This is a genomic window from Bordetella muralis (assembly GCF_054781015.1).
The window spans coordinates 758,242-779,059 of record NZ_BAAGVF010000008.1 but is presented as its reverse complement, the minus strand read 5'-3'; the positions used below and the strand labels follow the sequence as shown (position 1 = coordinate 779,059).

Here is a 20,818-nt window from a genome sequence, read left to right as displayed (position 1 = left end):
TTAAAAAAAATGACTACCAGCCAGATGATACTCGCTCATGTGTGACCTACCAGCGATAGGTCGTACTCAATGTAACCAGACGTCCCGTGCCGTACGAGCAAGACCCACACTCGGTGCACTGGCTGAAATATTCCTTGTCGGTCAGGTTGCTGGCGTTCAGTGCCACGCGCCAGTGGCGATTTTCCCAGGCCACCATGGCGTCAAACAGCGTGACAGATGGCGTTCTGGGCACATAGGAGCCGTCGTTGGGCTCGTCGACAAAGCCGCTGGCGTAATGCACGCCAGCGCCGGCGGTAAAACCGTCCAGATTCCCGATCGCGAACTTATACGTTCCCCAGAATGCGGCCTGCCTCTTCGGCACCCCTGTCAATTCCCGGTCGACATTCAAATACGTAAAACTGGCGTTGATGTCCAATTTCGGGGTGATCGAGCCCACCCATTCCAGCTCCAGCCCGGTGTTCCGGGTCTTGCCGCGCTGTGCAACCTCCGTCTGGGAAATTTCCACAGTACGGTTGGTCTCGCGCAGCTCAAATATGGCCGCCGATGCGCGCCAGTCTTGCTCTGGAGGTTGATACTTGAGGCCTGCCTCCCACTGTTTGCCGCGCAGCGGGCGCAGCCGTTGGCCGTAATCCGTATTGGCCTGAGGTTGGAACGACTCGGCATAACTGACATAGGGCAACAGGCCAGGCACGATTTCGTACATCAGGCCCACTCGCACCGTATTGGCTCGATCATTGCGGTCTTCGGCTCCGTCTTCCCAGTTGGTGGATTCATCATGCCGCCAACCCGCCAGCAGGATCCATTGCCGCCACCGCATTTCGTCTTGAATATAGACGCCTAGCTGCTTGACCCCGTTGGCGGCAGTGGGCTCCAGATCCGGCCGCGTATAGCCGCTGTTGTAGATGGGATTGAAGACATCGATTGGGGGAACACCGCCGCCATCGGCCAGGCCGTAGTCATCGATGCCCGAGCCCCTGACGCGATAGCGCATGATATCCAGTCCCACCAGCAACTGATGATCCACGGCGCCAGTCGAGAATTTACCCAACAGGTTCTGATCGGCGGCAAAGATGCGGGTATGTTTTTTCCAGAAATAGGCGGCGCGATTCAGCACGCGTTCTTCGGGATCCAGGTACGGCGCATAGACGTCAAAGGCTCCATAATCGGTCTTGTTGTCAGTCCATCTCGTGTTCTGGCGAAACGTCCATTGCTCGTTAAACGCATGGCGAAACGACCAGCCGGCTTGCCAACTGTCGGCATCGAAATAGTCTAAATCCGGCTCACCCACGAACGTATGCCGGGAAATCTTTCCATTGGGGTTCGACAGGATCGTGCCATTCCAGGGCAGCGTGCTGCCTGAATCACCGTTGGCCCGGTCCTTTTGCCACTTGAATCGTAACGTCAGCTCGGTGTTGGCGCTGGGGGCCCACGTCAGTGAGGGAGCAACTACCTGCCTGTCGTCCTGGCCGTAGTCGAGCTGCGTGCCGCTTTCCCGGCCCAACGCCACCAGCCGATAGAGCAGGGTGCCGTCTTCATTCAATGGCCCGGTCAGGTCCGCCTGGATTTGTTTTTTATTGTGATTTCCGACCTGAACACCGACTTCGCGTTGGGCTTCGGCCTGGGGCTGTTTACTCACGTTGTTGATCAGACCGCCCGTGCCGCCTTGGCCATACAGCATCGAGGCCGGTCCGCGCAGGACTTCCATGCGTTCCATCAGATAGGGCTCGACGCGTGCCGTGCTGTTCCAGTAGTTCACCCGGTCTTTCAGGCCATCCAGGTAGATGTCTTCAATCTCGACCCCACGTGCCTGCACTGCATCCAGCCGGGAACTCGTGCCATACATCGACGTGCGTACGCCCGCTGTATAGGTCAACGCCTGATCCAAGGAGCTCGATCCTGTGTCGCGGATCTGTTCGGCAGAGACGACCGAAATCGACTGAGGGGTTTCCACAATCGGCGTGTCGGTCTTTGTGGCCGTTTCGCTATTTCGTGCCATATAACCGATCACGGGGCCGGTACCGCTTTCAGTGCGGCCTGTGATCGTGACAGTGGGAAGCTCACTCACACTGGAGGCCGGCAGGGCCTTGAGTATGTAGCGGTTATTGGCATCCGGCGTCGCCTGCAGGCCCGTGCCGGACAGCACATTCGCCAAGCCTTGCGAGACCGTATAGTTGCCTTGCAGACCGGCACTGTTTTTTCCATCGGCCAGCTCGATCGAGCCCGCGAGGTAAATGCCCGATTCACTGGCAAAGCGGGTCAACACGGTGCGCAGCGGGCCGGCGGGGATGTTGTAGCGGCGCTGCGCAGGCGCCGTGACAGCCGCCGCCTGTGCGATGGCGCTGTCGGCAGCATGGGCGTATCCCGGCATCCCGGCAGCCGTCGCGATGACAGCGGTGAGGGCGCCCAGCTCCATCCAGACCGCCCAGGACCTGCGGATAAATCGATTCTGCTGCGGCCGTTTTGTGCCGAGGCCCAGAGGGGCCGATCGGATCGAGCGGCATTGCGGGCGGCGGAGAACATGCGACGAGCGCCAAGGCATGAGAATTCCTCTTCACAAAGTGGGTGCAACAGGGGCCTTGTCTGTGCGAACACCTGTCGCGACCTGAGACGTGCGGCCCTCTCTATCTCTAAATCAATCGAGAGGGCGAAAAGCGGAACTCACACGGTCAAAAAAGTCAGGGGCTGTTTTGTGCCGGGATAACCAAACGCTCAGCGGGATTGAGCAGGGGCCGGCGTCGCGTCGCGGCTACTGATTGAAATCCACCACGGCAGCGGTTTACGTACCTGTAGCGATGCGACGTCCGCCAGCATGGCCAGCGTGCCATCCACGTCACGCAACGGAAATGTCCCGAATACGCGGCGCTGTGCGACGGCCGGATCCAGTGCGATATGTCCTGTGTAATAACGATTGAGTTCGTGCACCACGGCCGCCAGCGACAAGTCCCAGGCAATCAACTCCCCGCGGCTCCATGCCTCTCGCGCAGGGTCGGCCTCTGTGGCATCGGCAATGCGATTCGGACTGAACCTCGTCTGTTTCCCCGCAGCAATAACGGTTGTCGCGTTGTTCGCGGCGGTTCGGATTTCGACCGCGCCGTCGTAGACAGCCAGAAAGGTCTGCTCGGGCTCGCGCCGGACCGTGAAGCGTGTGCCCAGCGCGCGCAATTGCCCTTGCGGCGTCTCGACCACAAACGGACGAGCGTCTCCGTGGGCCGTCGATACCAGGACTTCGCCGGCGATCAACGTGAGCTTGCGCAAACTCGCCGACATATCGGCGTTGACCGCACTGCCCGCATTGAGCCAGATGCGTGAGCCGTCGGCCAACTGGATTTCGCGGATGTCTCCGGTGCCGGTGCGGTAGTCTGCGGTCCAGGCCGAGAGAACCCCAACGATCGGAGTATGTGTCCAGCCGATCAGGCCCAGCCCCGCCACGGTGCCGAGTCCTGCCAATACGCGTCGGCGGGATCGCTCGCGGGTGTGCACATCGTGGACCTTGGAGGCCAATAGTTTCGGATCAGACGTGTCCTGCAAAGGAGTCAGCACGCGTTGGCTCACCGCTTCCACATAGGCCCAGGCGTGCCGATGCTGCAAGCTGGCGGCCAGCCAAGCCTGCCAACGGGCACGGTCAGCCGCGCGAGCTTCGCCGGAAATCAGCAGGGCATACCAGTGTGCAGCTTGTTCCATCGCCTCGTGCGAAGGCCCATTCTCTTCACGGCGACTGCCCGGTGGCACGGAGTTGATGGAGGACATTGCGGGCATGGGGTTATGGCAGGTCTAGGAGCACGCGCATCACACAGCGGGTGCGGTTCGCAGTTCAGCCGCCGTCTGGACCGCGTGGGCCTGCATACAGCGCAGCATGGCCTGCGCGACGTACTTGCGCACCATGCGCGAGGACACGCCGAGTTCGCTGCCCACCTCCGATGCCGTCATCCCGCACACGGTCGACAGCAGGAAAGCCTGGGTAGCCTTGGCGGACAGGCCTTGCAACAGCGTTGCGATCTCGTGCAGCGCCTCCAGCACAATCGCTTGCCGTTCGGCCGAGGGCGCGACATCCTGGGGCTGCGCAGCCAGCGTATCGAGCCACGCTTGTTCGATTTCCCTTCGGCGCCACAGATTGATGCACATGCCTTGCGCCATGGACCGCAAATAGGCGCGGGCCTCCAGCGGACTATGAAATCCCCGTGGTGCGGGCTTCATGATCAATCGTAAAAAGGCCTCGTGTGCCATGTCGGCCGCGTCGGCGGCGTTGCCCAGGCGCCGTTGCAGCCACGTCCTGAGCCAGGAGTGGTGCTCGGCGTACAGCGTATCCACCGATGGTGGCGAAACGTAAGGGAGGGACGCGGCACTCACGGGCGGATTCCGGGGGGTAAATTGCCAAGTTGGGGATAAAGGAACTGATGATATTAATAGAAATCGTTCTTATCTTGAATTCGGGCTGACCCGTGGTATGGGCAAAGGTATTGAACCGAGTCGTGTAACGGTCGATATGTGGTTAAAGCGCTCGCAGCACGCTAGGGGATTTCCCGCATCGAGGAGCCAAAATGGTGCGGTGCCGCACGATCAGGCGCTCAGTTAGCGCGGTTTTTACAAAACGATATAAGCCATTGTCATAAAACAATAAAACGCCCACATCCGTAGGTTTGAGGGCAGTGTATGGTGGGTAATATTCTTAAAAGGAATGAAAACATAGGCGTTTAATTCCCTTTTGGCGTGTCCATGTTTTTTGCATGATCCAGGCTTCTGGAGACCGAACCCCATGCAAAACGCTTCGCCATTTACCCTCAATGCCGCCGCTCCGGTGCTTAGCGCCGAGTTGGCAAATGCCTTGCACTCCATTGTGACCCCGCACCTGAGCGACAACATGCATCGCCAGAGCGGGGTTGTCGGTTTGAACCGCTATAACCGCAGCGGCAAGCTGGTCGGCAGTGCGCTGACGGTCAAGACCCGCCCCGGCGACAACCTGTTCATCTACAAAGCCATGACCTTGATCCAACCGGGTCACGTGCTGGTCGTTGATGCCGGTGGCGATCTGACCAACGCCTGCGTGGGCGAAATCATGAAGCGTTATCTGCAGCAGCGTGGCTGCGTTGGTCTGATCGTCGATGGCGCGATTCGCGACGTGGCGGCCTTCGAGAATGATTCATTCCCGTGTTACGCCCGTGGTCACGTGCACCGTGGCCCATACAAAGACGGCCCCGGCGAAGTCAACGTGCCGGTCACCATCGGCGGGCAGGTCATCCAGCCTGGCGACGTGATCGTGGCCGACGAAGACGGCATCGTGTCGTTCCCGGTCGCTCAGGCTGACGCCTTGGTAGAGAAAGCCCGCGCTCACGCTGCAAAAGAAGAGCGCATCATGGCCGAGATCGACAGCGGCGCCGAGCGCCAAAGCTGGTTGCACGCCGTATTGGAATCCAAGAACCTCCTGTAAATCGCATCATGACTGCCAGCAACACGAATCAAGCCGCTTCTTTCCTCGCGCAACGCATGAGCGCGATCAAGCCATCGCCCAGCATGGCGGCCAAACGCAAGGTCGATCAGCTGCGCGCCGAAGGCCGGGAAATCGTCGACTTCACCATCGGCGAGCCAGATCTGAAGACGCCTGCGCATATCGCACAGGCCGGTATTGCCGCGATCAAAAGCGGCGAAGTGAAATACACCTCGTCCGCCGGTATCCGCGAACTGCTGGTAGCTATCCAGCAAAAATTTCAACGTGAAAACAAGCTGTCCTTCGAGCTGGATCAACTGGTCGTCGGCACCGGCGCCAAGCAGCTGATTTTCTCGGCGTTGCAGGCAACATTGAACGCGGGCGACGAGGTCATCATCCCCACGCCGTACTGGGTGTCATATCCGGACATGGTGTTGTTGAACGACGGCAAGCCGGTCATCTTGCCCACGACCGAAGCACAGGACTTCAAGGTCACGCCCGAGGCCCTCGAGGCCGCGATCACGCCGCGTACCAAATGGCTGTTGCTCAATGCCCCGAACAACCCGTCAGGCGCGATCTACACCGAAGCCGAGTTGAAAGCCTTGCTGGCTGTGATCGAACGCCATCCGCAAGTCCTGCTGATGGTCGACGAGATCTATGAGCACTTCTGCTACGACGGCCACTACATTTCGCCGCTGGCCGTGAATCCCGACCTGGCATCTCGCGTCATGTTGGTCAACGGCGTTTCCAAGGCTTACGCCATGACCGGCTGGCGCATTGGCTATGCAGCTGCCCCTGCCTGGTTGGTGAAAGCGATCTCGACACTGATCTCGCAATCCACCTCGTGCGCCAGCCAGATTTGCCAAGTGGCTGCTGCCACGGCATTGACCGCAGACCAGCAATGCGTGGCCGATACCGTGGCCATCTACAAAGAGCGCCGCGATACGATCGTCAGCCTGCTCAATGGCATCGAATCGATGAGCTGCCCCAATCCAGCCGGCGCATTCTATGTGTTTCCCAACATCCAGGGCTTCATCGGCAGGAAAACACCCGATGGTAAAACCATCACCAACGACCTGGAGTTTGTGCATTACCTGCTGGACGCCGCTGGCGTTGCCGTGCTGGACGGTACCGCTTATGGCAACCCCGGCTACCTGCGTATGAGTTTCGCCACCGATCTGGAGACCATCAAGCTCGGCTGCGAAAAACTGGCGCAAGCTTGCCGCCAACTTCAATAACACTCAAGGAAGGAAATCATGGTCTTCAAGAATATTCTGAAGTGCCTGCCCCTGGTGGCTTGCCTGGGCATGGCAAACGTCGCGCACGCCGACGCGCTGTCCGATATCAAAGCGCGCGGTACCCTGGTGTGCGGCACGCTCGGCACCTCTGAGCCTTTTAGTTTCCAGGATCCCAAGACCCGTCAGGTCGTGGGCTACGAGGTCGATCTGTGCAACAAGATCGCCGATGACTTGGGCGTCAAGCTCGAAGTCAAAATGATTTCCGTGGCAGCGCGGATTCCCGAGCTGGCCGGCGGCCGTGTCGACCTGGTGGCAGCCAATCTGGGTTGGACTCCCGAGCGCGCGCAGCAGATCGACTACAGCTACCAGCACTACGTCAGCCCGCAGAAAATCCTGATTCGTCGCGATGACGCCGGTACGTTCAAAACGAATGGCGACTTGGCGGGCAAGCGCGTGAGCGCCGTTGCAGGCTCATCCTCGGAGTCGGGTGCGAAACGTCTGATCCCGGATGTCACCACCGTGACGTTCAAGGATCCTCCGACCGCCTTTGTGGCCCTGCAACAGCGCAAGGTCTCCGGCTTTGTCGGCTCGGAACTCATGCTGTTGAAGTTCAAGCAAGAAGCAGAAACTTCGCCCGTCAAACTCGACATCATCGAAGAGCCGTTGTTCGTCGAGCCGTGGGGTATCGGGATGCGTAAAGGCGAAGACGGACTGCGCAATGAAGTGAACAAGGTCCTCACCAAGCTGGAGACTTCCGGCGAGCTGCAAACCATTTTCGACCGTTGGTTTGGCCCGGACACCAAGTTCCCGACCAAGCGCGTGTTCAAAGTCGAAGAAATCAAAGGTTGATACCGGCAGGGCGGGTAGCTTATGAACTACACATTGGATTTCGGTGCGTTACTCAGTAACGGCTACCCGACGTTGATCTTGGGTGGATTGCTCACCACCCTGAAAATGACCTTGTTTGCCTGGGTGTTGGCGTTCGCGCTGGGCAGCGTGCTTGCCGTATTGCGCATGCTCAACATCCGGGTCTTGAATTATCTGGTCATCCTGTATGTGGCCTTTCATCGCAACGTGCCGATGTTGGTCCACATCTTGTTGTGGTATTTCGGTGTGGCGTCCCTCATGCCGGTCGCGGCGGACGACGTGATCAATTTCGTGGGCGGCGAGTTCTTTTACGCCACGATAGCGGTGGGACTCGTGACTGCGGCCTACGTCAGCGAGGACCTGCGCAGCGCCATTCGCGCCATTCCGCGCGGCCAGATGGAGGCCTCGCGCAGTCTGGGGCTGAGCTATCTGCGCACCATGCGCAAGGTCATCTTGCCCCAGGCTTTCAAGATCTCTATCCCGCCACTGACGAACCAGACCCTGCTGTTGTTCAAGAACACCAGCCTGGCGATGGCCATCGGCTTGATCGAGTTGACGGGTGCGGGTCGCGAAATCGAATCCGCGACGTTCAAGACATTCGAAATCTACACTGTCGTGACGGTGTTGTATCTGGTGATCTCGCTACTGCTGATGCTGGCGGGAGCCTATCTCTCAAAACGGGTCGCATACGTGACCAAGACCCGGTAAGGCCGTCATGCTCGAGATACTTTCCGATAACTGGTTATTGTTGCTGGTGGGCCAATGGCCCAACGGCCCGATGGGCGGACTCGTCGCAACGATAGGCTTGGCGTTGGTGAGTCTGGCATTGGCGTTCCCTCTAGGCGTGTTGCTGGCACTGGGCCGCATCAGCTCGCACAAAATATTCTATTGGCCCGCTACGGCGGTGGTGTATCTGGTGCGCGGCTTGCCGCTCATCATGTTCATTTTCTGGGCCTATTTTTTCCTGCCGCTGGCCATCGGCACCTCCGTCAGCGGTGTGGTGACCATGGCTGCCGCATTGATTCTGTACGAGGGCGCGTACCTGTCCGAGATCATCCGCAGCGGCATCCAAGCGTTGCCTGCAGGCCAAATGGAAGCCGGCCGCTCGCTCGGATTGAGCCACATGCAGACCATGCGCAAGATCATCTTGCCCCAGGCGCTGTACAACACCATTCCCAGCATGCTCAGCCAGTTCATTTCTACGGTGAAAGAAACCTCGCTGGGTTTCGTCATCAGCGTGCATGAGCTGACCTTTGCTGCCTCGCAGGTCAACAATATTCTGCTGACCAAGCCGTTTGAAGTCTTTGCGCTGTTGGCGTTGACCTATTTCGTGCTGAACCTGATTCTTACCGGCGCCGTCAAACTCATTGAGATCCGCATGAGCGGAACCCGGCCCGTCGCAGCCTAGGCTTACCCATGATCGAATTCAAGAACGTCAGTAAATGGTATGGCGAGTATCTCGCTCTGGACAACATCAATGCCCAAGTGCAAAAAGGCGAGGTCCTGGTGGTGTGCGGCCCCTCCGGGTCGGGTAAGTCCACGCTGATCCGCACCGTCAATCGCCTGGAGCCAATACAGAAAGGCAACATCGTTGTCGATGGCGTCGACGTCTACAACTGTGGATCAATCGACGATATGCGCAGCCATATTGGTTTCGTCTTCCAGCAGTTCAATTTATTCCCGCATATGAATGTGCTGGAAAACCTGATGATGGCGCCCGTGTTGCTCAAGCGGCTGAACAAGAACCAGGCTCGCGAACATGCAGTAGCCTTGCTCGAGCGTGTAGGCATGGGCCACAAGGCCGATGCCTATCCTGGCCAGCTATCGGGTGGCCAGCAACAGCGTGTCGCGATTGCCCGCGCCCTGGCCATGAAGCCGCGCATCATGCTGTTTGACGAGCCTACCAGCGCCTTGGACCCGGAAATGGTCAATGAAGTCCTGCTGGTCATGAAATCGCTCGCCGCCGAAGGCATGACCATGGTGTGCGTGACTCATGAAATGAACTTCGCGCGCGAGGTCGCCGACACGGTCTGGTTCATGGACGCAGGCCGCATCGTCGAACAAGCACCGCCCAAGCAGTTCTTTGAGCAACCGCAGACTGATCGCGCACGCAAGTTCCTATCCGATATCAAGCATTGAGCCTAGGGGCCCAGCACCGAGCGTCAAAGCTTCGATATCAAACCGTTGGTGCCAACGGCCTGGCGTTACGCGCTGAGCCCGCCATACGGCTGAGAAAAATCGCACACCTCGCGCGCGATGCGCGCGATTTCCTGATAGAACATGGTGTTCGACTGTTTGGCATACATGGCGCAGTACAGCGACGAAGGCATGGCCTTCGTCGTGCGGGCGACTACCAGTTTGCGGCTCGCAAACAGCTCTGAAAAATAGTCCTCTGGCATGCAGGCCACGCCGAACCCGGCCACCGCCATCCCTACCATCGCCTGCAGGCTGTTGATGGTGAACAGATTCGACTGCGGCGTATACGGGGCAAACCACTCGTCATAAATCGCATTCAGACCCGAATCCGGGTCCTGGCGAATAATGTTCAGCCGGGACAGATCCTCTGGGGTATAGACCTTGGTCGGGGAAATCACATCCGGACTGCCTGCCCACGAAAAATTCACCTGTGCGATCGGCTCGGCCTCCAGAAACGGATTGCGTAATTCCCGATGCAGGATCGCCATGTCCAATTGCCCTTGCAGCAAGCTCTGCTGCAATTGCCAGGCCAAGCCGATTTTCGGCAATACGACCAGTTCAGGAAACAGCGTTCGCAATTCCGTCATCAGCTTGGGCAGCCAGGTCATCGCCGTGATTTCCGTAATGCCCAAACGCAGCGAGCCCGAGAAAGGCTTGAAGCCTTTCATCTTGAGCAGCATCTGATCGCGCCGTCCCAGCAGGTCCGCCGCCATATCCAGCAGCTCTTCGCCCATGCGCGTCAGCGTGGCCTTTTGGCCGCTGCGGTCAAAGATCTGGATACCGAAATTCGTCTCCAGTTCCTGAATCCGCTTGGTGATCGCCGATTGGGTGGTATTGAGCCGCTCTGCCGCATTGGCAAAGCCGCCCAGCTGCACCACCCAATACAGGGCTTCGATCTGCTTGAAGGTCAGCATGGCAGAGCGTCAGTCAACCGACGCACCCGATTTCTTGACGGCATTGCCCCATTTCGCGACCTCCTGGTCGACAAAGCGTTTACCCTCATCGGGGGTGTAGACCAACGGCTGCCCGCCTCGATCAGCCAAGGCTTTTTGCATCTCGGGCGACTGTAGAATCGCGTTGATTTTTTGGTTGAGGTACGTCACCACATCGGCAGGCGTCTGTGCGGGGGCAAACACCATGGCCCAACCCACCGCCTCAAATCCCGGCAAACCCGATTCCGCAACGGTGGGCACATCGGGCAACTGCGGCACACGTTTGCTCGTCGTGACGGCAAGCGCCACGGCAGCATGCGAACTGATGTGCGGCAACGCAGCCGTGACGGAGTCCACCATCAACGGGACATGATTGCCCAGAAAGTCTGCTTGCGCGGGACCACTGCCTTTGTAGGGAATGTGGCGTATCTCGACGCCGGCGTCGGCTTTGAACATTTCAGCCGAGAGGTGCTGCGTGCCGCCAATCCCTGCGCTGGCATACGCCAATTCGTTCGGTTTGGCCTTGGCTTTTTCTATCAATTGCGGCAACGAAGTGATGCCGCTATTGGGATTGGCCAAAAATACCAGAGGCACGGTAAAGATGCCGCCTACCGGCGTGAAGTCTTTCTGCAGCGAGTAGCCTGGGTTGCTATATAGCGTCTGGTTCACTGCAGCAGCGCTGCCGCCGACGACCAGCGTGTAGCCATCGGGCTCGGCGCGATGTACGAACTGCATACCGATGTTGCTGCCGGCACCTGCCTTGTTCTCGACCACGACTGGCTGGCCGACTTCTTTAGCCAACTGCTCGGCTACCATGCGGGCAAAAATATCGGTCGCCTGGCCCGGAGGAAAGGGCACGACGAGGTTGATGGGCCGTTCAGGATAGGCTGCATGGGCCGCTCCAGCGGCCGAGAGAATGATGCCTGCCATCAACGCGGCAAAGCGGGGGAATCGCTGCGACATAAAAAAACCTATTTCTTAGAGGATGTAGTGGATTGCTGGGATGTGTCCAACCGGCGCATATGTTCAGATAATAAAGCCACAAACGCAGAAGCCTCGGCGCTCAACGCGCGGCGCGGATGAGTGACGCGAGCGATTTGGCGAATGAGCCGCGGTGAAACCACCTCATGGCATTTCAGCCGGCCCCGTTGCTCCCGATTGCTGATCGCGACGCGGGGCAGTAGCGTAACAAATCGGGTGCGCTCTACAAGCTTGATGATGGACACAATGGAGTCGAATTCGAAGACGGGCGTCAGATCGATGTCCTCTGCCTGGGCGAAGCTCTCCAGAATCAGCCGCAGCCCATGTTTGCGCGTCGGCAAGGCCAGGTCTAATGCAATGACGTCGCGTAACGGCACGCTAGCCGGCAAGTGCTGGTGATAGTCGGCCCCCGTCACCAATACCATGTCCTCGTCGACAACATGTTCCAGGTTCAGCGCCAGCGGGCGACGGGGCTTGTTGATGAATGCGGCGTCCAGCTCGCCGCCGGCGACGCGGTCTGCCAGCGTAGCGCTATAGCCGTCAGTCACCGTCAGGGTGACCTTGGGATGCTGCGTCGTGAACTCTTCTACGGCATCCGACAACACGCCTTGAGCCACAGAGGCGATGATGCCGATGTTGACGTGCCCATGCAGCTCGCCGTCCTTGCGCAGGACTTGTTCACGAGCGTGCGTGAAATCACGCAAGATCGGTAAAAAAAGCCGGTACATCTGGCGCGCGGCCGAAGTCGGTTGCATGCCTTGTTGGCTGCGCTCGAACAGCTGTTGCCCCAGCTCGTCCTCCAAGCGCGCGATTTGCATGCTCAACGCCGGTTGCACAATGTTGAGCCGGCGTGCTGCGCGCGTGACGGAGCCTTCTTCAAAGAGGCAGATGAAATATTGAATTTGCCGGAATTCCATAGGGTCCCCAAAACATGGCGTGCTCAAGCACTGCGCAAAACTCAGATGTCTATTTCATCATAAATAGTGATTATTGTGATCATTAAAAATTAATTGACCTGATATATGCCCATTTCTAGACTCTCCGCACAAATAAGGCAGGCGGGGCTCCACGGCGCTGCCGCGCGCATTCTTTTAACGGAGGGGGGCACATGTTTCGAGAACTCAAACGTATCGCAGCCATCATGGCGGCTGCTGGGATGATGGTTTGCGGCGCAACTGCGCAGGCGCATGACTATCCGCAAAAACCTATCCATATCGTCGTGCCTTATCCGCCAGGCGGGTTCAATGACACACTGGGCCGCGTGGTAGCCAGCAAGCTGAGTGCGGCCTGGGGGCAGCCGGTAGTCGTAGACAATAAACCCGGAGCAGGAACCATCATTGGCACCTCGATCGTGGCCAAGGCCGCGCCGGATGGCTATACCTTGCTGGTGGCGCAGTTTCCCTTTGCCGCCAACCCGGCGTTGTATCGGTCCTTGCCCTATGACACGGCCAAGGATTTCGCGCCAGTGATCCTGGCAGGGCAATCTCCCATGCTGTTGGCCGTGCATGCCGACTCATCCTTGAAGAGCGTCGGCGCAGTGGTGGATGCCGCGCGTGCCCGCCCACGCCAGATCAATTATGGGTCCTCGGGCAGCGGATCTTCGAATCATTTGGCCATGGCATTGTTCGAGCGCATGGCTTCGGTGGAAATGACCCAGATTCCCTACAAAGGCAGTACCCCAATGTTGACGGATCTGGCGGGCGGCCAGGTAGAACTGGCATTCGATGCGTTCCCGCACGTTTTGCCGTTCATTCAGTCAGGCAAGGTGCGCGCCATCGCCATTGCTGACGAGCATCGGTCACCGTTGATGCCAGATCTGCCCACCGTCGCTGAGGCCGGCGTTCCCGGGTATCACGTTTCGTCCTGGCATGGCTTTGTCGCGCCTGCGGGGACTCCCGAACCGATTCTGCAGAAACTCAATACCCAGATTAACGCCATCCTGGCGACAGAAGAGGTCAAGAAAATATTTCGGGAGCAGGGCGTCGTCCCCACAGGAGGCAGCTCGGCGGATTTTGCTGCTTTCATCACGGCGCAAATGGACAAGTGGCGTCAGGTCGTCGTGGACGCTGCGATTCCTCTGCAATGAGAGCCTTGTCTTTTGTCCATGCCCCCGATCGCACTGATGGGGGTACATGCTGCCGGAATCATCAATGGCAGTTTGGTTATCACCATATATGATGAACTTAATAATTAAATATTAATTGACCTGATATTTACCGATATCTAGACTGCCCTCCTGACAAAACGAGGTTCACAAACCCGTACTTGATGGAGGCAGCAATGGCGCAACCCGCACACGAATCACAGGCCCGTAGCCAGCAGCAGACCAAGCAAGCGCTGAATCTGATCGCAGGCCGTTGGGCGACGGCAGAGGGCGGGCGTGTAGGGGTCAGGCACGATCCTGCTACCGGTGCTGTCGCCGGGTACTACGCCGACAGTGACGCCCAGGACGCGCAAACGGCTATTGCGGCGGCACACCAGGCTTTTTATGGCACCGCATGGGCGCAGAGCCCGCGCCGCCGTCAGATGGCAATGTTGCGTTGGGCCGATCAGTTGGAATCGCAATCGGAATCGCTGGCACAGTTACTGACCCTGGAAAATGGCAAGGTCCTGGCGCAGTCGCGCGGTGAAATCGCAGCGGCGATTTCCGAGATCCGTTACTACGCTGGACTGACCCGCCACATCCCGGGTCATGTCTTTGAAGTCGAGCCGGGCGCTTTCGCGACGCTGTTAAAAGAGCCGGCTGGCGTTGCTGGTCTGATCATTCCGTGGAATGCACCTGCGGTATTGCTTATCCGCGCCTTGACTCCCGCCATGGCGGCGGGCTGCACGGTGGTCATCAAGTCTGCATGGCAAACGGCGCGCTTGAGCGCGGCCTTGATTGCGCCCTTGGTGGGCGACCCTGATGTCCCTGCAGGCGTGGTGAATCTACTGACAGAAAGCGGGAACGAGGTGGCTCAAGCGCTGGTGTCCTCATCCGATGTGGATGTGATCAGCTTTACGGGGTCTAACGCGGTAGGACAGCGCATTATGGCTGCTGCCGCGCCAACCATGAAAAAGCTCTCGCTGGAGTTGGGCGGCAAATCATGCTGTGTGGTGTTCGATGATGTCGATGTGAAATGGGCTGCGCCGCGCTTGGCTGCGGCAGCCACCATCATCTCGGGCCAGCAGTGCACCGCTGCGCGGCGAGTGCTGGTGCATGCCTCGCGTTACGAGGAAATGAAGCTCGCGCTGCGTGATGCTCTGGCCGTACTGAAAGTCGGGCCGGGCGACGCGCCGGGTTCCCAGATCGGGCCGCTGATCGACCCCAACGCATTGCAGCAAGTGCAAGCAGGCATCGATGCCGCTCAGCAAACCGCAGACGAGGTGGTGCTGGCGGGGCATCGGTTGCAGGGGGAGCTCGCCCCGGGCTGCTTTATGTCGCCTTCGTTGGTTGCTCATCGAGATACCAATGCCTTTTTCGTGCAGGAAGAGATCTTCGGTCCCTTGCTGGTGCTGGAGCGATTCGAGGATGAGGCCGAGGCTGTCGCGCGTGCCAATCACACCGACTATGGCCTGTCGGCCAGCGTGTGGACACATGATGGTGCGCGTTCAATGCGTGTGGCTCGAGCACTACGCAATGGCACCGTGTGGATCAATGATCACAACAAACTGTTTGCAGAGGCCGAGACTGGCGGCTATCGACGCAGTGGCATTGGCCGTCTGCACGGCTTTGATGCGTTGATCGACTTCATGGAAATCAAGCATATCTACCAAGAAGCGGGCGTCGTAGGGCAATAACGCCACCCGCAGTTCACACATTAAGAAGAGGGCGAAAAAGCCCGCACCACGGAGACTATTCATGATTAAAACGATAGGGCGGTATGCCGCGGCAGCAATACTGGGACTGGCGGCTGGACATGCCACAGCGGTCGAGGCCGCCTATCCCGAAAAAGCCGTACGGATCATCGTGCCGTACACGCCAGGCGGTTTCAACGACACGATGGCGCGTCTGTTTTCAAAGAAACTGCAAGAGGCGCTGGGGCAACCCTTTATCGTCGAAAACAAACCCGGAGCAGGCACGATCGTCGGCACCGAGCAAGGCGCTCGCGCCGCACCGGACGGCTATACCCTGACCGTCGTCGGTTTTCCTCTGGTCGCGAATACGTTCTTGTACAAAAAGCTGCCCTACGATGGGCAGAAAGATTTCTCTCCCATTATCGTCGGCGCCCAGACACCTAATTTTCTGGTGGTAAAGGCGGATTCACCGATGCAAACACTGGCCGATTTTGTCAAACAGGCGCAACAGAAGCCGGGCCAGATGAATTACGCCACAGCAGGGATCGGCACCTCAAATCATCTGACCATGGCGTACTTCGAAGAGGTCGCCAAGATCTCGGCCATGCATGTGCCCTACAAAGGCAGTTCGCAGATGGTGACCGCACTGCTTGGCGGTGAGGTCGACGTTATGTTCGACAACGCGCCCAGCGCTTTGCCGCAAATGAGAGCCGGCAAAGAACGAGCCCTGGCCGTGACCAGCGATAACCGTTCACCGCTCGCGCCCGACATCCCCACCGTGGCCGAGCAAGGCTATCCCGGCTTTGGCGTATCCGTCTGGTACGGCCTGGCCGCCCCGGCAGGCACACCTGCGCCCATTGTCGAACGCTTGAACGAGGTCTTGAATCAAGCTTTGAAATCGCCGGAGGTCAAAAAAATCTTCGCGGATCAGGGCGTTGAGCCGGTCGGTGGCTCGGTGCAGAGTTTCCACGATTTTTACGCTCAGCAACTGAAGACCTGGGGCGCTGTCATCGAACGCGCCGGGATCAAGGCAGAGTGACACATATGGAACATCTCTACGCTTGGTAGCAACAATATGGACGCAAGCAATCAATCGACGCTGGACGCGACACGTAAGCATGTCGGAACGCGGCGGCAACGGGTAGAGGACCAGGCCATACTGACCGGACGTGGTCAGTATGGCGACGATGCCGCGTTACGCCCGGGCACCCTGCATGCCGCCATCGTGCGTTCGCCACATGCTCATGCGAAATTGACCGGTATCGACAGTACGCGAGCCCTGGCCTTACCGGGTGTACGTGCAGTGTTGACCGGACCGGACCTCGCGGCGTGGTCACGCCCATTTGTCGTCGGGGTCAAACAACCGATGGAGCAATGGTCGCTCGCCATTGACCATGTACGTTACGTGGGCGAACCCGTCGCCGTTGTGATAGCGGAAAACAGGTACCTCGCAGAAGACGGCGTGGATCTGATCCAGGTCGCTTATGAGCCGTTAGGCGCAGCCGTCTCGATTGATGATGCCATTGCGGACGATGCGCCAGTCCTGCACGAAAAGGTCGGCAGCAATATCGTGAGCGATCGCTCCTTTCATTATGGCGATCCGGAAGCCGCCTTTGCCGCTGCGGCACATCGAATCGGGTTGACGGTACGTTATCCTCGCAATTCCTGCACGCCTATCGAGTGTGCAGTGGTGGTCGCCGAGTACCTGTCGGTGCAGGACGGCTACGACGTGCAGTCCAATTTCATGGGGCCATTCTCGCTGCATACCGTAATGGCGTTGGCCCTCAAAGTCCCCGGCAATCGGCTGCGGCATCGCACCTTCGCGGATTCGGGAGGCAGCTTTGGTGTGAAGCAGGCCGTGTTTCCGTACGCGGTGTTGATGTGCCTGGCGTCACGCAAGGCAGGCGCACCGGTAAAGTGGGTCGAAGACAGGCTGGAACATTTGGCGGCCGCAACCTCGGCGACCGGGCGCTTGGCGCATATCGAGGCAGCCGTCGATGCAGATGGCCGCATTACCGCACTGTCCTTCGATCAATTCGATGATTGCGGCGGTTATCTGCGAGCGCCCGAGCCCGCTACGTTCTATCGCATGCATGGCTGTCTCACGGGCGCCTACGATATTCGCAACCTGGCCGTGCGTAACCGCGTGGTGCTGACCAACAAGACGCCCGCAGGCCTGGTGCGCGGTTTCGGCGGCCCGCAGGTGTATTTCGCGCTTGAACGCCTGATGCAGCGTATCGCGCAGCAGCTGAGTATCGACCCACTGGAACTGTATCGCCGGAACTTCATTGCGGCAGATGCTTTTCCCTATAGGGCCGCGGCTGGTGCCTTGATCGATTCGGGGAACTATCAGGGAGCGCTCGATTTGGTCCGCAACGAAGGCGGACTGGATCAATTGCTGGCGCGTCGTGATGAAGTACGCGCTCGTGGCGGGTTGTACGGTATCGGCTACGCGGCGATCGTCGAGCCATCGATCTCCAATATGGGCTATATCACGACGGTGATGCCGCGCGAGGCTCGTGAGAAGGCCGGACCCAAGAACGGCGCCATTGCCGCAGCGACGGTGGCGGTGGATCCCCTGGGGGGCGTCAGCGTGGTGATCGCATCGGCACCGGCAGGACAGGGACACAAAACTGTGTGTGCGCAGATCGTCGCCGATGTGCTGGGTGTCGACCCAGATAACGTCACCGTCAATATCGAGTTCGATACCCAGAAAGACGGTTGGTCCGTAGCGGCGGGGAACTATTCCAGTCGTTTTGCAGGGGCGGTTGCCGGCACCGTGCATCTGGCAGCGTGCAGGTTGCGCGACAAGCTGGCGAGCATCGCTGCGTCGCAACTCGGCTGCCAGACCGACGAGATTATCTTCGCCGAAGGGAAAATCGCGCCGCGCAATCGTCCCGAAGCGGCTCAGCCGTTTACCCGTCTGGCCGCCAATCCGCACTGGGCCCCGGCGCTGCTACCCGAGGGGGTTGAACCAGGTTTGCGCGAGACCGTGTTCTGGACGCCGCCGCAGCTGACTGCGCCAGATGATCAAGACCGCGTCAATACCTCTGCCGCTTACGGTTTCGCTTTTGACGTATGTGCAGTTGAAGTCGACCGCGTCACCGGGCGCGTACATATTGACCGCTACATCACCACGCATGACGCCGGCCGTATCCTCAATCCTGCACTGGCAGACGGCCAGATCCGCGGTGCATTTGCTCAAGGCCTGGGCGCAGCACTGATGGAAGAGTTCCGCTACGGTCAGGACGGCAGCTTCCAGTCCGGAACCTTTGCGGATTATCTCGTGCCCACGACCTGCGAAGTTCCAGAGCCAGTGATATTGCACATGGAAACGCCCAGTCCTTTCACCCCGCTGGGCGCAAAAGGCTTGGGCGAGGGCAACAACATGAGTACGCCAGTCTGTGTCGCCAATGCCGTAGCCGATGCGCTGGGCGTCAGTGATGTGACCTTGCCGCTGACGCCCTCTAAAGTCATGGCATTGATGGGTATGGCAGACCCGCCGCCCTCCGCTGGGTCGCAGGCAATACCCAAGGCATCAGCGAAAGGCGGTAAATCCCTGTCGGCCAGTGGCGAAGTGAGATTGGCGGCAACACCCGAAGCCGTCTACGCCGTGTTGATGGATCCGGCAGCGTTGGCCAAAGTTATCCCCGGCTGCAATGCTCTGACTCCGAACGGTGATAACCGCTATCGCGCAGATGTCACCGTGGGCGTGGGAATGATCAAAGCGCGTTATGCCGCCGAGGTCGCCTTGTCCGATCTGAACCCGCCGCATAGCCTGCGTCTGTCCGGGACGGGTATCTCCAGCGTGGGCACGGCCAAGGGCAGCGGCCTGGTGACGTTGGCCGTCGACGGCGCCGGCACCTTGCTGAGTTACGACTACGAAGCTGAAGTCTCAGGCAAAGTCGCCGCAGTGGGCGGACGGATGTTGGAGGGCGCGGCCCGCATCGTGCTGCGCCAACTTTTCGATCAATTGGGTCGGCAGGCCGCTGGCGAGACCAAGCCCTCCTGGTGGCGACGGTTGCTCGACCGTTGGGAACGCAAATCATGAAGCCGCAAGCCTTTGATTACATACGCGCTGACAGTGCACAAGATGCCGTCGATGTCTTGGCCGAACTGGGCTCCGATGGTCGCATTCTGGCCGGCGGCCAATCGTTGATGGCCGTGTTGAACATGCGCTTGGCCCAGCCGGGAGCGTTGATCGATATTTCCCGCGCCGCCGATCTGGACTATGTCAAAGCGGAAAACGGTTGGTTGACAGTAGGCGCTGCCGCGACGCAGGCAAAGGTGGAGTGGCGTGCGAATCTGCATAACGAAGTACCCATGTTGGCGCAGGCAATCCCTTTCATCTCGCATTTCCAGATTCGCAATCGCGGCACAGTCTGTGGATCTGTTGCGCATGCCGATCCCAGCGCGGAACTGCCATTGGTGTTGGCCGCTTTGGGAGGCGAGGTGCTGTTACGCACGCGCCGCAAGCAGCGCGTGCTGCCCGCGGAGGAGTTTTTCCAGGGCATGTTGATGACTGCGCGGGCCGCCGATGAAATTGTCGAGGCAGTGCGCTATCCCATGGCGCGGCCAGACACACGCTATGCCTTTGACGAGTTCTCTTCGCGACATGGCGATTTCGCCATCGTTTCCGTCGCGGCGGTAGCCGACGATAAGCAGTTGACACTGGCGGTCGGTGGCGTCGCCGACAGGCCTGCCGTGCGGCGATGGCCCAGGCTGAAGGGATCCGATCTGGAAACCGCTCTGAATGACTTTGCCTGGCAACTGGATGCGCAGGACGATGCACACGCGTCCGCGATATTCCGCCGTCATTTGGTACGCACGCTGGGCGCACGTGTATTGCAGAAAGTTGCCGGCAGTGACCACGAGATGATCGGGGGAAATTCATGAAACGATTAAGCCGCGAAGAGACCCACGTCGTGTCGTTCATTTTGAATGGCCAGCCACGCCGCGCAGCCTGCGAGCCGCGGACCTTGCTGTCCGACCATCTGCGCCATGGATTGGGGGCGACGGGCACGCACGTAGGCTGCGAGCACGGCGTATGTGGGGCTTGCACGGTGCTCATTGATGGGGTGGCCGGGCGTGCATGCATGACATTGGCGGTGCAGGCCGAAGGCCGCTGCATCGACACGGTCGAGGGGCTGGCCAATGACGAACGGGATCTGAATGATCTGCAGCGCGCATTTCGCCGGAATCACGCTCTGCAATGTGGTTTCTGTACCGCAGGGATCCTGATGTCCTGCCAGGATTACTTGAAACGCAATCCCGACCCGACCGAGCAAGAGGTGCGCGACATGCTGTCGGGGCATCTATGCCGGTGCACGGGCTACACGAATATCGTCAAGGCGGTCCTGGAAACGGCGGCCGAACGACGCGAAGCCTCACTGAAAGCGGAGTGA

At 59.2% G+C, this 20,818-nt stretch carries 18 protein-coding genes; 12 read left to right on the top strand and 6 right to left on the bottom strand.

All coding sequences use genetic code 11. The features are described from left to right. Positions 1-46 precede the first annotated feature (46 nt). The 3 genes from ACYVIT_RS21300 to ACYVIT_RS21290 all read right to left on the bottom strand — a co-directional run bounded on the left by ACYVIT_RS21300 (position 47) and on the right by ACYVIT_RS21290 (position 4,347). On the bottom strand, positions 47-2,413 hold the full coding sequence (locus ACYVIT_RS21300; RefSeq protein ID WP_415804478.1) for a TonB-dependent siderophore receptor: 2,367 nt from the start codon (positions 2,411-2,413) through the stop codon (positions 47-49). Positions 2,414-2,709: 296 nt separating this feature from the next. Beyond that, positions 2,710-3,681 carry a FecR family protein gene (locus ACYVIT_RS21295; RefSeq protein WP_415804477.1) on the bottom strand — a complete coding sequence of 324 codons (972 nt, stop codon included), beginning with the start codon at positions 3,679-3,681 and terminating at the stop codon, positions 2,710-2,712. Positions 3,682-3,786: 105 nt separating this feature from the next. Beyond that, a complete protein-coding gene (locus tag ACYVIT_RS21290; RefSeq protein ID WP_415804476.1) occupies positions 3,787-4,347 on the bottom strand; it encodes a sigma-70 family RNA polymerase sigma factor in 561 nt (186 codons plus the stop codon). A gap of 406 nt (positions 4,348-4,753) precedes the next feature. Between ACYVIT_RS21290 and ACYVIT_RS21285 the strand changes: the two genes are divergently transcribed. Genes ACYVIT_RS21285 through ACYVIT_RS21260 form a run of 6 tightly spaced genes read left to right on the top strand, consistent with a single transcriptional unit; the run spans position 4,754 to position 9,666 of the window. Then, a complete protein-coding gene (locus ACYVIT_RS21285; RefSeq protein WP_415804475.1) occupies positions 4,754-5,425 on the top strand; it encodes an RraA family protein in 672 nt (223 codons plus the stop codon). Between the two features lie 8 nt (positions 5,426-5,433). Beyond that, entirely contained in the window at positions 5,434-6,660 is a 1,227-nt protein-coding gene (locus tag ACYVIT_RS21280) for an aminotransferase class I/II-fold pyridoxal phosphate-dependent enzyme (RefSeq protein ID WP_415804474.1), read from the top strand. Between the two features lie 18 nt (positions 6,661-6,678). Next, positions 6,679-7,509: an ABC transporter substrate-binding protein gene (locus ACYVIT_RS21275; protein WP_415804473.1), complete on the top strand. Its 831-nt coding sequence runs from the start codon at positions 6,679-6,681 to the stop codon at positions 7,507-7,509. Positions 7,510-7,530: 21 nt separating this feature from the next. Continuing rightward, positions 7,531-8,235: an amino acid ABC transporter permease gene (locus tag ACYVIT_RS21270; RefSeq protein ID WP_415804472.1), complete on the top strand. Its 705-nt coding sequence runs from the start codon at positions 7,531-7,533 to the stop codon at positions 8,233-8,235. 7 nt (positions 8,236-8,242) lie between these two features. Further along, positions 8,243-8,935 (top strand): amino acid ABC transporter permease, encoded by a 693-nt coding sequence (locus ACYVIT_RS21265; protein ID WP_415804471.1) that lies wholly within the window; start codon positions 8,243-8,245, stop codon positions 8,933-8,935. 8 nt (positions 8,936-8,943) lie between these two features. Beyond that, on the top strand, positions 8,944-9,666 hold the full coding sequence (locus tag ACYVIT_RS21260; RefSeq protein ID WP_415804470.1) for an amino acid ABC transporter ATP-binding protein: 723 nt from the start codon (positions 8,944-8,946) through the stop codon (positions 9,664-9,666). A 65-nt stretch (positions 9,667-9,731) separates the two neighbouring features. On the opposite strand, the gene ACYVIT_RS21255 is transcribed toward ACYVIT_RS21260, so the two are convergent. From ACYVIT_RS21255 to ACYVIT_RS21245, 3 genes are read right to left on the bottom strand one after another with little or no spacing between them, the layout of a single operon-like run. Continuing rightward, on the bottom strand, positions 9,732-10,637 hold the full coding sequence (locus tag ACYVIT_RS21255; protein WP_415804469.1) for a LysR family transcriptional regulator: 906 nt from the start codon (positions 10,635-10,637) through the stop codon (positions 9,732-9,734). A 9-nt stretch (positions 10,638-10,646) separates the two neighbouring features. Continuing rightward, a complete protein-coding gene (locus tag ACYVIT_RS21250) occupies positions 10,647-11,618 on the bottom strand; it encodes a Bug family tripartite tricarboxylate transporter substrate binding protein (RefSeq protein ID WP_415804468.1) in 972 nt (323 codons plus the stop codon). 8 nt (positions 11,619-11,626) lie between these two features. Continuing rightward, complete coding sequence (locus ACYVIT_RS21245) at positions 11,627-12,553, bottom strand: LysR family transcriptional regulator (protein ID WP_415804467.1); 927 nt, start codon at positions 12,551-12,553, stop codon at positions 11,627-11,629. Between the two features lie 191 nt (positions 12,554-12,744). Between ACYVIT_RS21245 and ACYVIT_RS21240 the strand changes: the two genes are divergently transcribed. The 6 genes from ACYVIT_RS21240 (at position 12,745) to ACYVIT_RS21215 (ending at position 20,818) form a co-directional block, all read left to right on the top strand. After that, positions 12,745-13,722, top strand: a complete 978-nt coding sequence (locus tag ACYVIT_RS21240; protein WP_415804466.1) for a tripartite tricarboxylate transporter substrate binding protein — start codon at positions 12,745-12,747, stop codon at positions 13,720-13,722. 194 nt (positions 13,723-13,916) lie between these two features. Next, a complete protein-coding gene (locus ACYVIT_RS21235; RefSeq protein WP_415804465.1) occupies positions 13,917-15,416 on the top strand; it encodes an aldehyde dehydrogenase family protein in 1,500 nt (499 codons plus the stop codon). Positions 15,417-15,477: 61 nt separating this feature from the next. After that, positions 15,478-16,452, top strand: coding sequence for a Bug family tripartite tricarboxylate transporter substrate binding protein (locus tag ACYVIT_RS21230; RefSeq protein ID WP_415804464.1), 975 nt, complete (start codon positions 15,478-15,480; stop codon positions 16,450-16,452). A 36-nt stretch (positions 16,453-16,488) separates the two neighbouring features. Continuing rightward, entirely contained in the window at positions 16,489-19,464 is a 2,976-nt protein-coding gene (locus ACYVIT_RS21225) for a xanthine dehydrogenase family protein molybdopterin-binding subunit (RefSeq protein ID WP_415804463.1), read from the top strand. Next, a complete protein-coding gene (locus tag ACYVIT_RS21220; RefSeq protein WP_415804462.1) occupies positions 19,461-20,309 on the top strand; it encodes an FAD binding domain-containing protein in 849 nt (282 codons plus the stop codon). The genes ACYVIT_RS21225 and ACYVIT_RS21220 overlap by 4 nt, the downstream gene beginning before the upstream one ends. Beyond that, positions 20,306-20,818, top strand: coding sequence for a (2Fe-2S)-binding protein (locus ACYVIT_RS21215; RefSeq protein WP_415804461.1), 513 nt, complete (start codon positions 20,306-20,308; stop codon positions 20,816-20,818). Before ACYVIT_RS21220 ends, ACYVIT_RS21215 begins: the two co-directional genes overlap by 4 nt.

Bases quoted from the DNA above. Each gene is read 5' to 3' on its own strand.
- ACYVIT_RS21255 (WP_415804469.1), bottom strand. From the start codon at position 10,637: ATGCTGACCTTCAAGCAGATCGAAGCCCTGTATTGGGTGGTGCAGCTG.
- ACYVIT_RS21295 (WP_415804477.1), bottom strand. From the start codon at position 3,681: ATGGAACAAGCTGCACACTGGTATGCCCTGCTGATTTCCGGCGAAGCT.
- ACYVIT_RS21245 (WP_415804467.1), bottom strand. From the start codon at position 12,553: ATGGAATTCCGGCAAATTCAATATTTCATCTGCCTCTTTGAAGAAGGC.
- ACYVIT_RS21215 (WP_415804461.1), top strand. From the start codon at position 20,306: ATGAAACGATTAAGCCGCGAAGAGACCCACGTCGTGTCGTTCATTTTG.
- ACYVIT_RS21230 (WP_415804464.1), top strand. From the start codon at position 15,478: ATGATTAAAACGATAGGGCGGTATGCCGCGGCAGCAATACTGGGACTG.
- ACYVIT_RS21235 (WP_415804465.1), top strand. From the start codon at position 13,917: ATGGCGCAACCCGCACACGAATCACAGGCCCGTAGCCAGCAGCAGACC.
- ACYVIT_RS21220 (WP_415804462.1), top strand. From the start codon at position 19,461: ATGAAGCCGCAAGCCTTTGATTACATACGCGCTGACAGTGCACAAGAT.
- ACYVIT_RS21280 (WP_415804474.1), top strand. From the start codon at position 5,434: ATGACTGCCAGCAACACGAATCAAGCCGCTTCTTTCCTCGCGCAACGC.
- ACYVIT_RS21250 (WP_415804468.1), bottom strand. From the start codon at position 11,618: ATGTCGCAGCGATTCCCCCGCTTTGCCGCGTTGATGGCAGGCATCATT.
- ACYVIT_RS21265 (WP_415804471.1), top strand. From the start codon at position 8,243: ATGCTCGAGATACTTTCCGATAACTGGTTATTGTTGCTGGTGGGCCAA.
- ACYVIT_RS21275 (WP_415804473.1), top strand. From the start codon at position 6,679: ATGGTCTTCAAGAATATTCTGAAGTGCCTGCCCCTGGTGGCTTGCCTG.
- ACYVIT_RS21270 (WP_415804472.1), top strand. From the start codon at position 7,531: ATGAACTACACATTGGATTTCGGTGCGTTACTCAGTAACGGCTACCCG.
- ACYVIT_RS21300 (WP_415804478.1), bottom strand. From the start codon at position 2,413: ATGGAGCTGGGCGCCCTCACCGCTGTCATCGCGACGGCTGCCGGGATG.
- ACYVIT_RS21225 (WP_415804463.1), top strand. From the start codon at position 16,489: ATGGACGCAAGCAATCAATCGACGCTGGACGCGACACGTAAGCATGTC.
- ACYVIT_RS21260 (WP_415804470.1), top strand. From the start codon at position 8,944: ATGATCGAATTCAAGAACGTCAGTAAATGGTATGGCGAGTATCTCGCT.
- ACYVIT_RS21240 (WP_415804466.1), top strand. From the start codon at position 12,745: ATGTTTCGAGAACTCAAACGTATCGCAGCCATCATGGCGGCTGCTGGG.
- ACYVIT_RS21285 (WP_415804475.1), top strand. From the start codon at position 4,754: ATGCAAAACGCTTCGCCATTTACCCTCAATGCCGCCGCTCCGGTGCTT.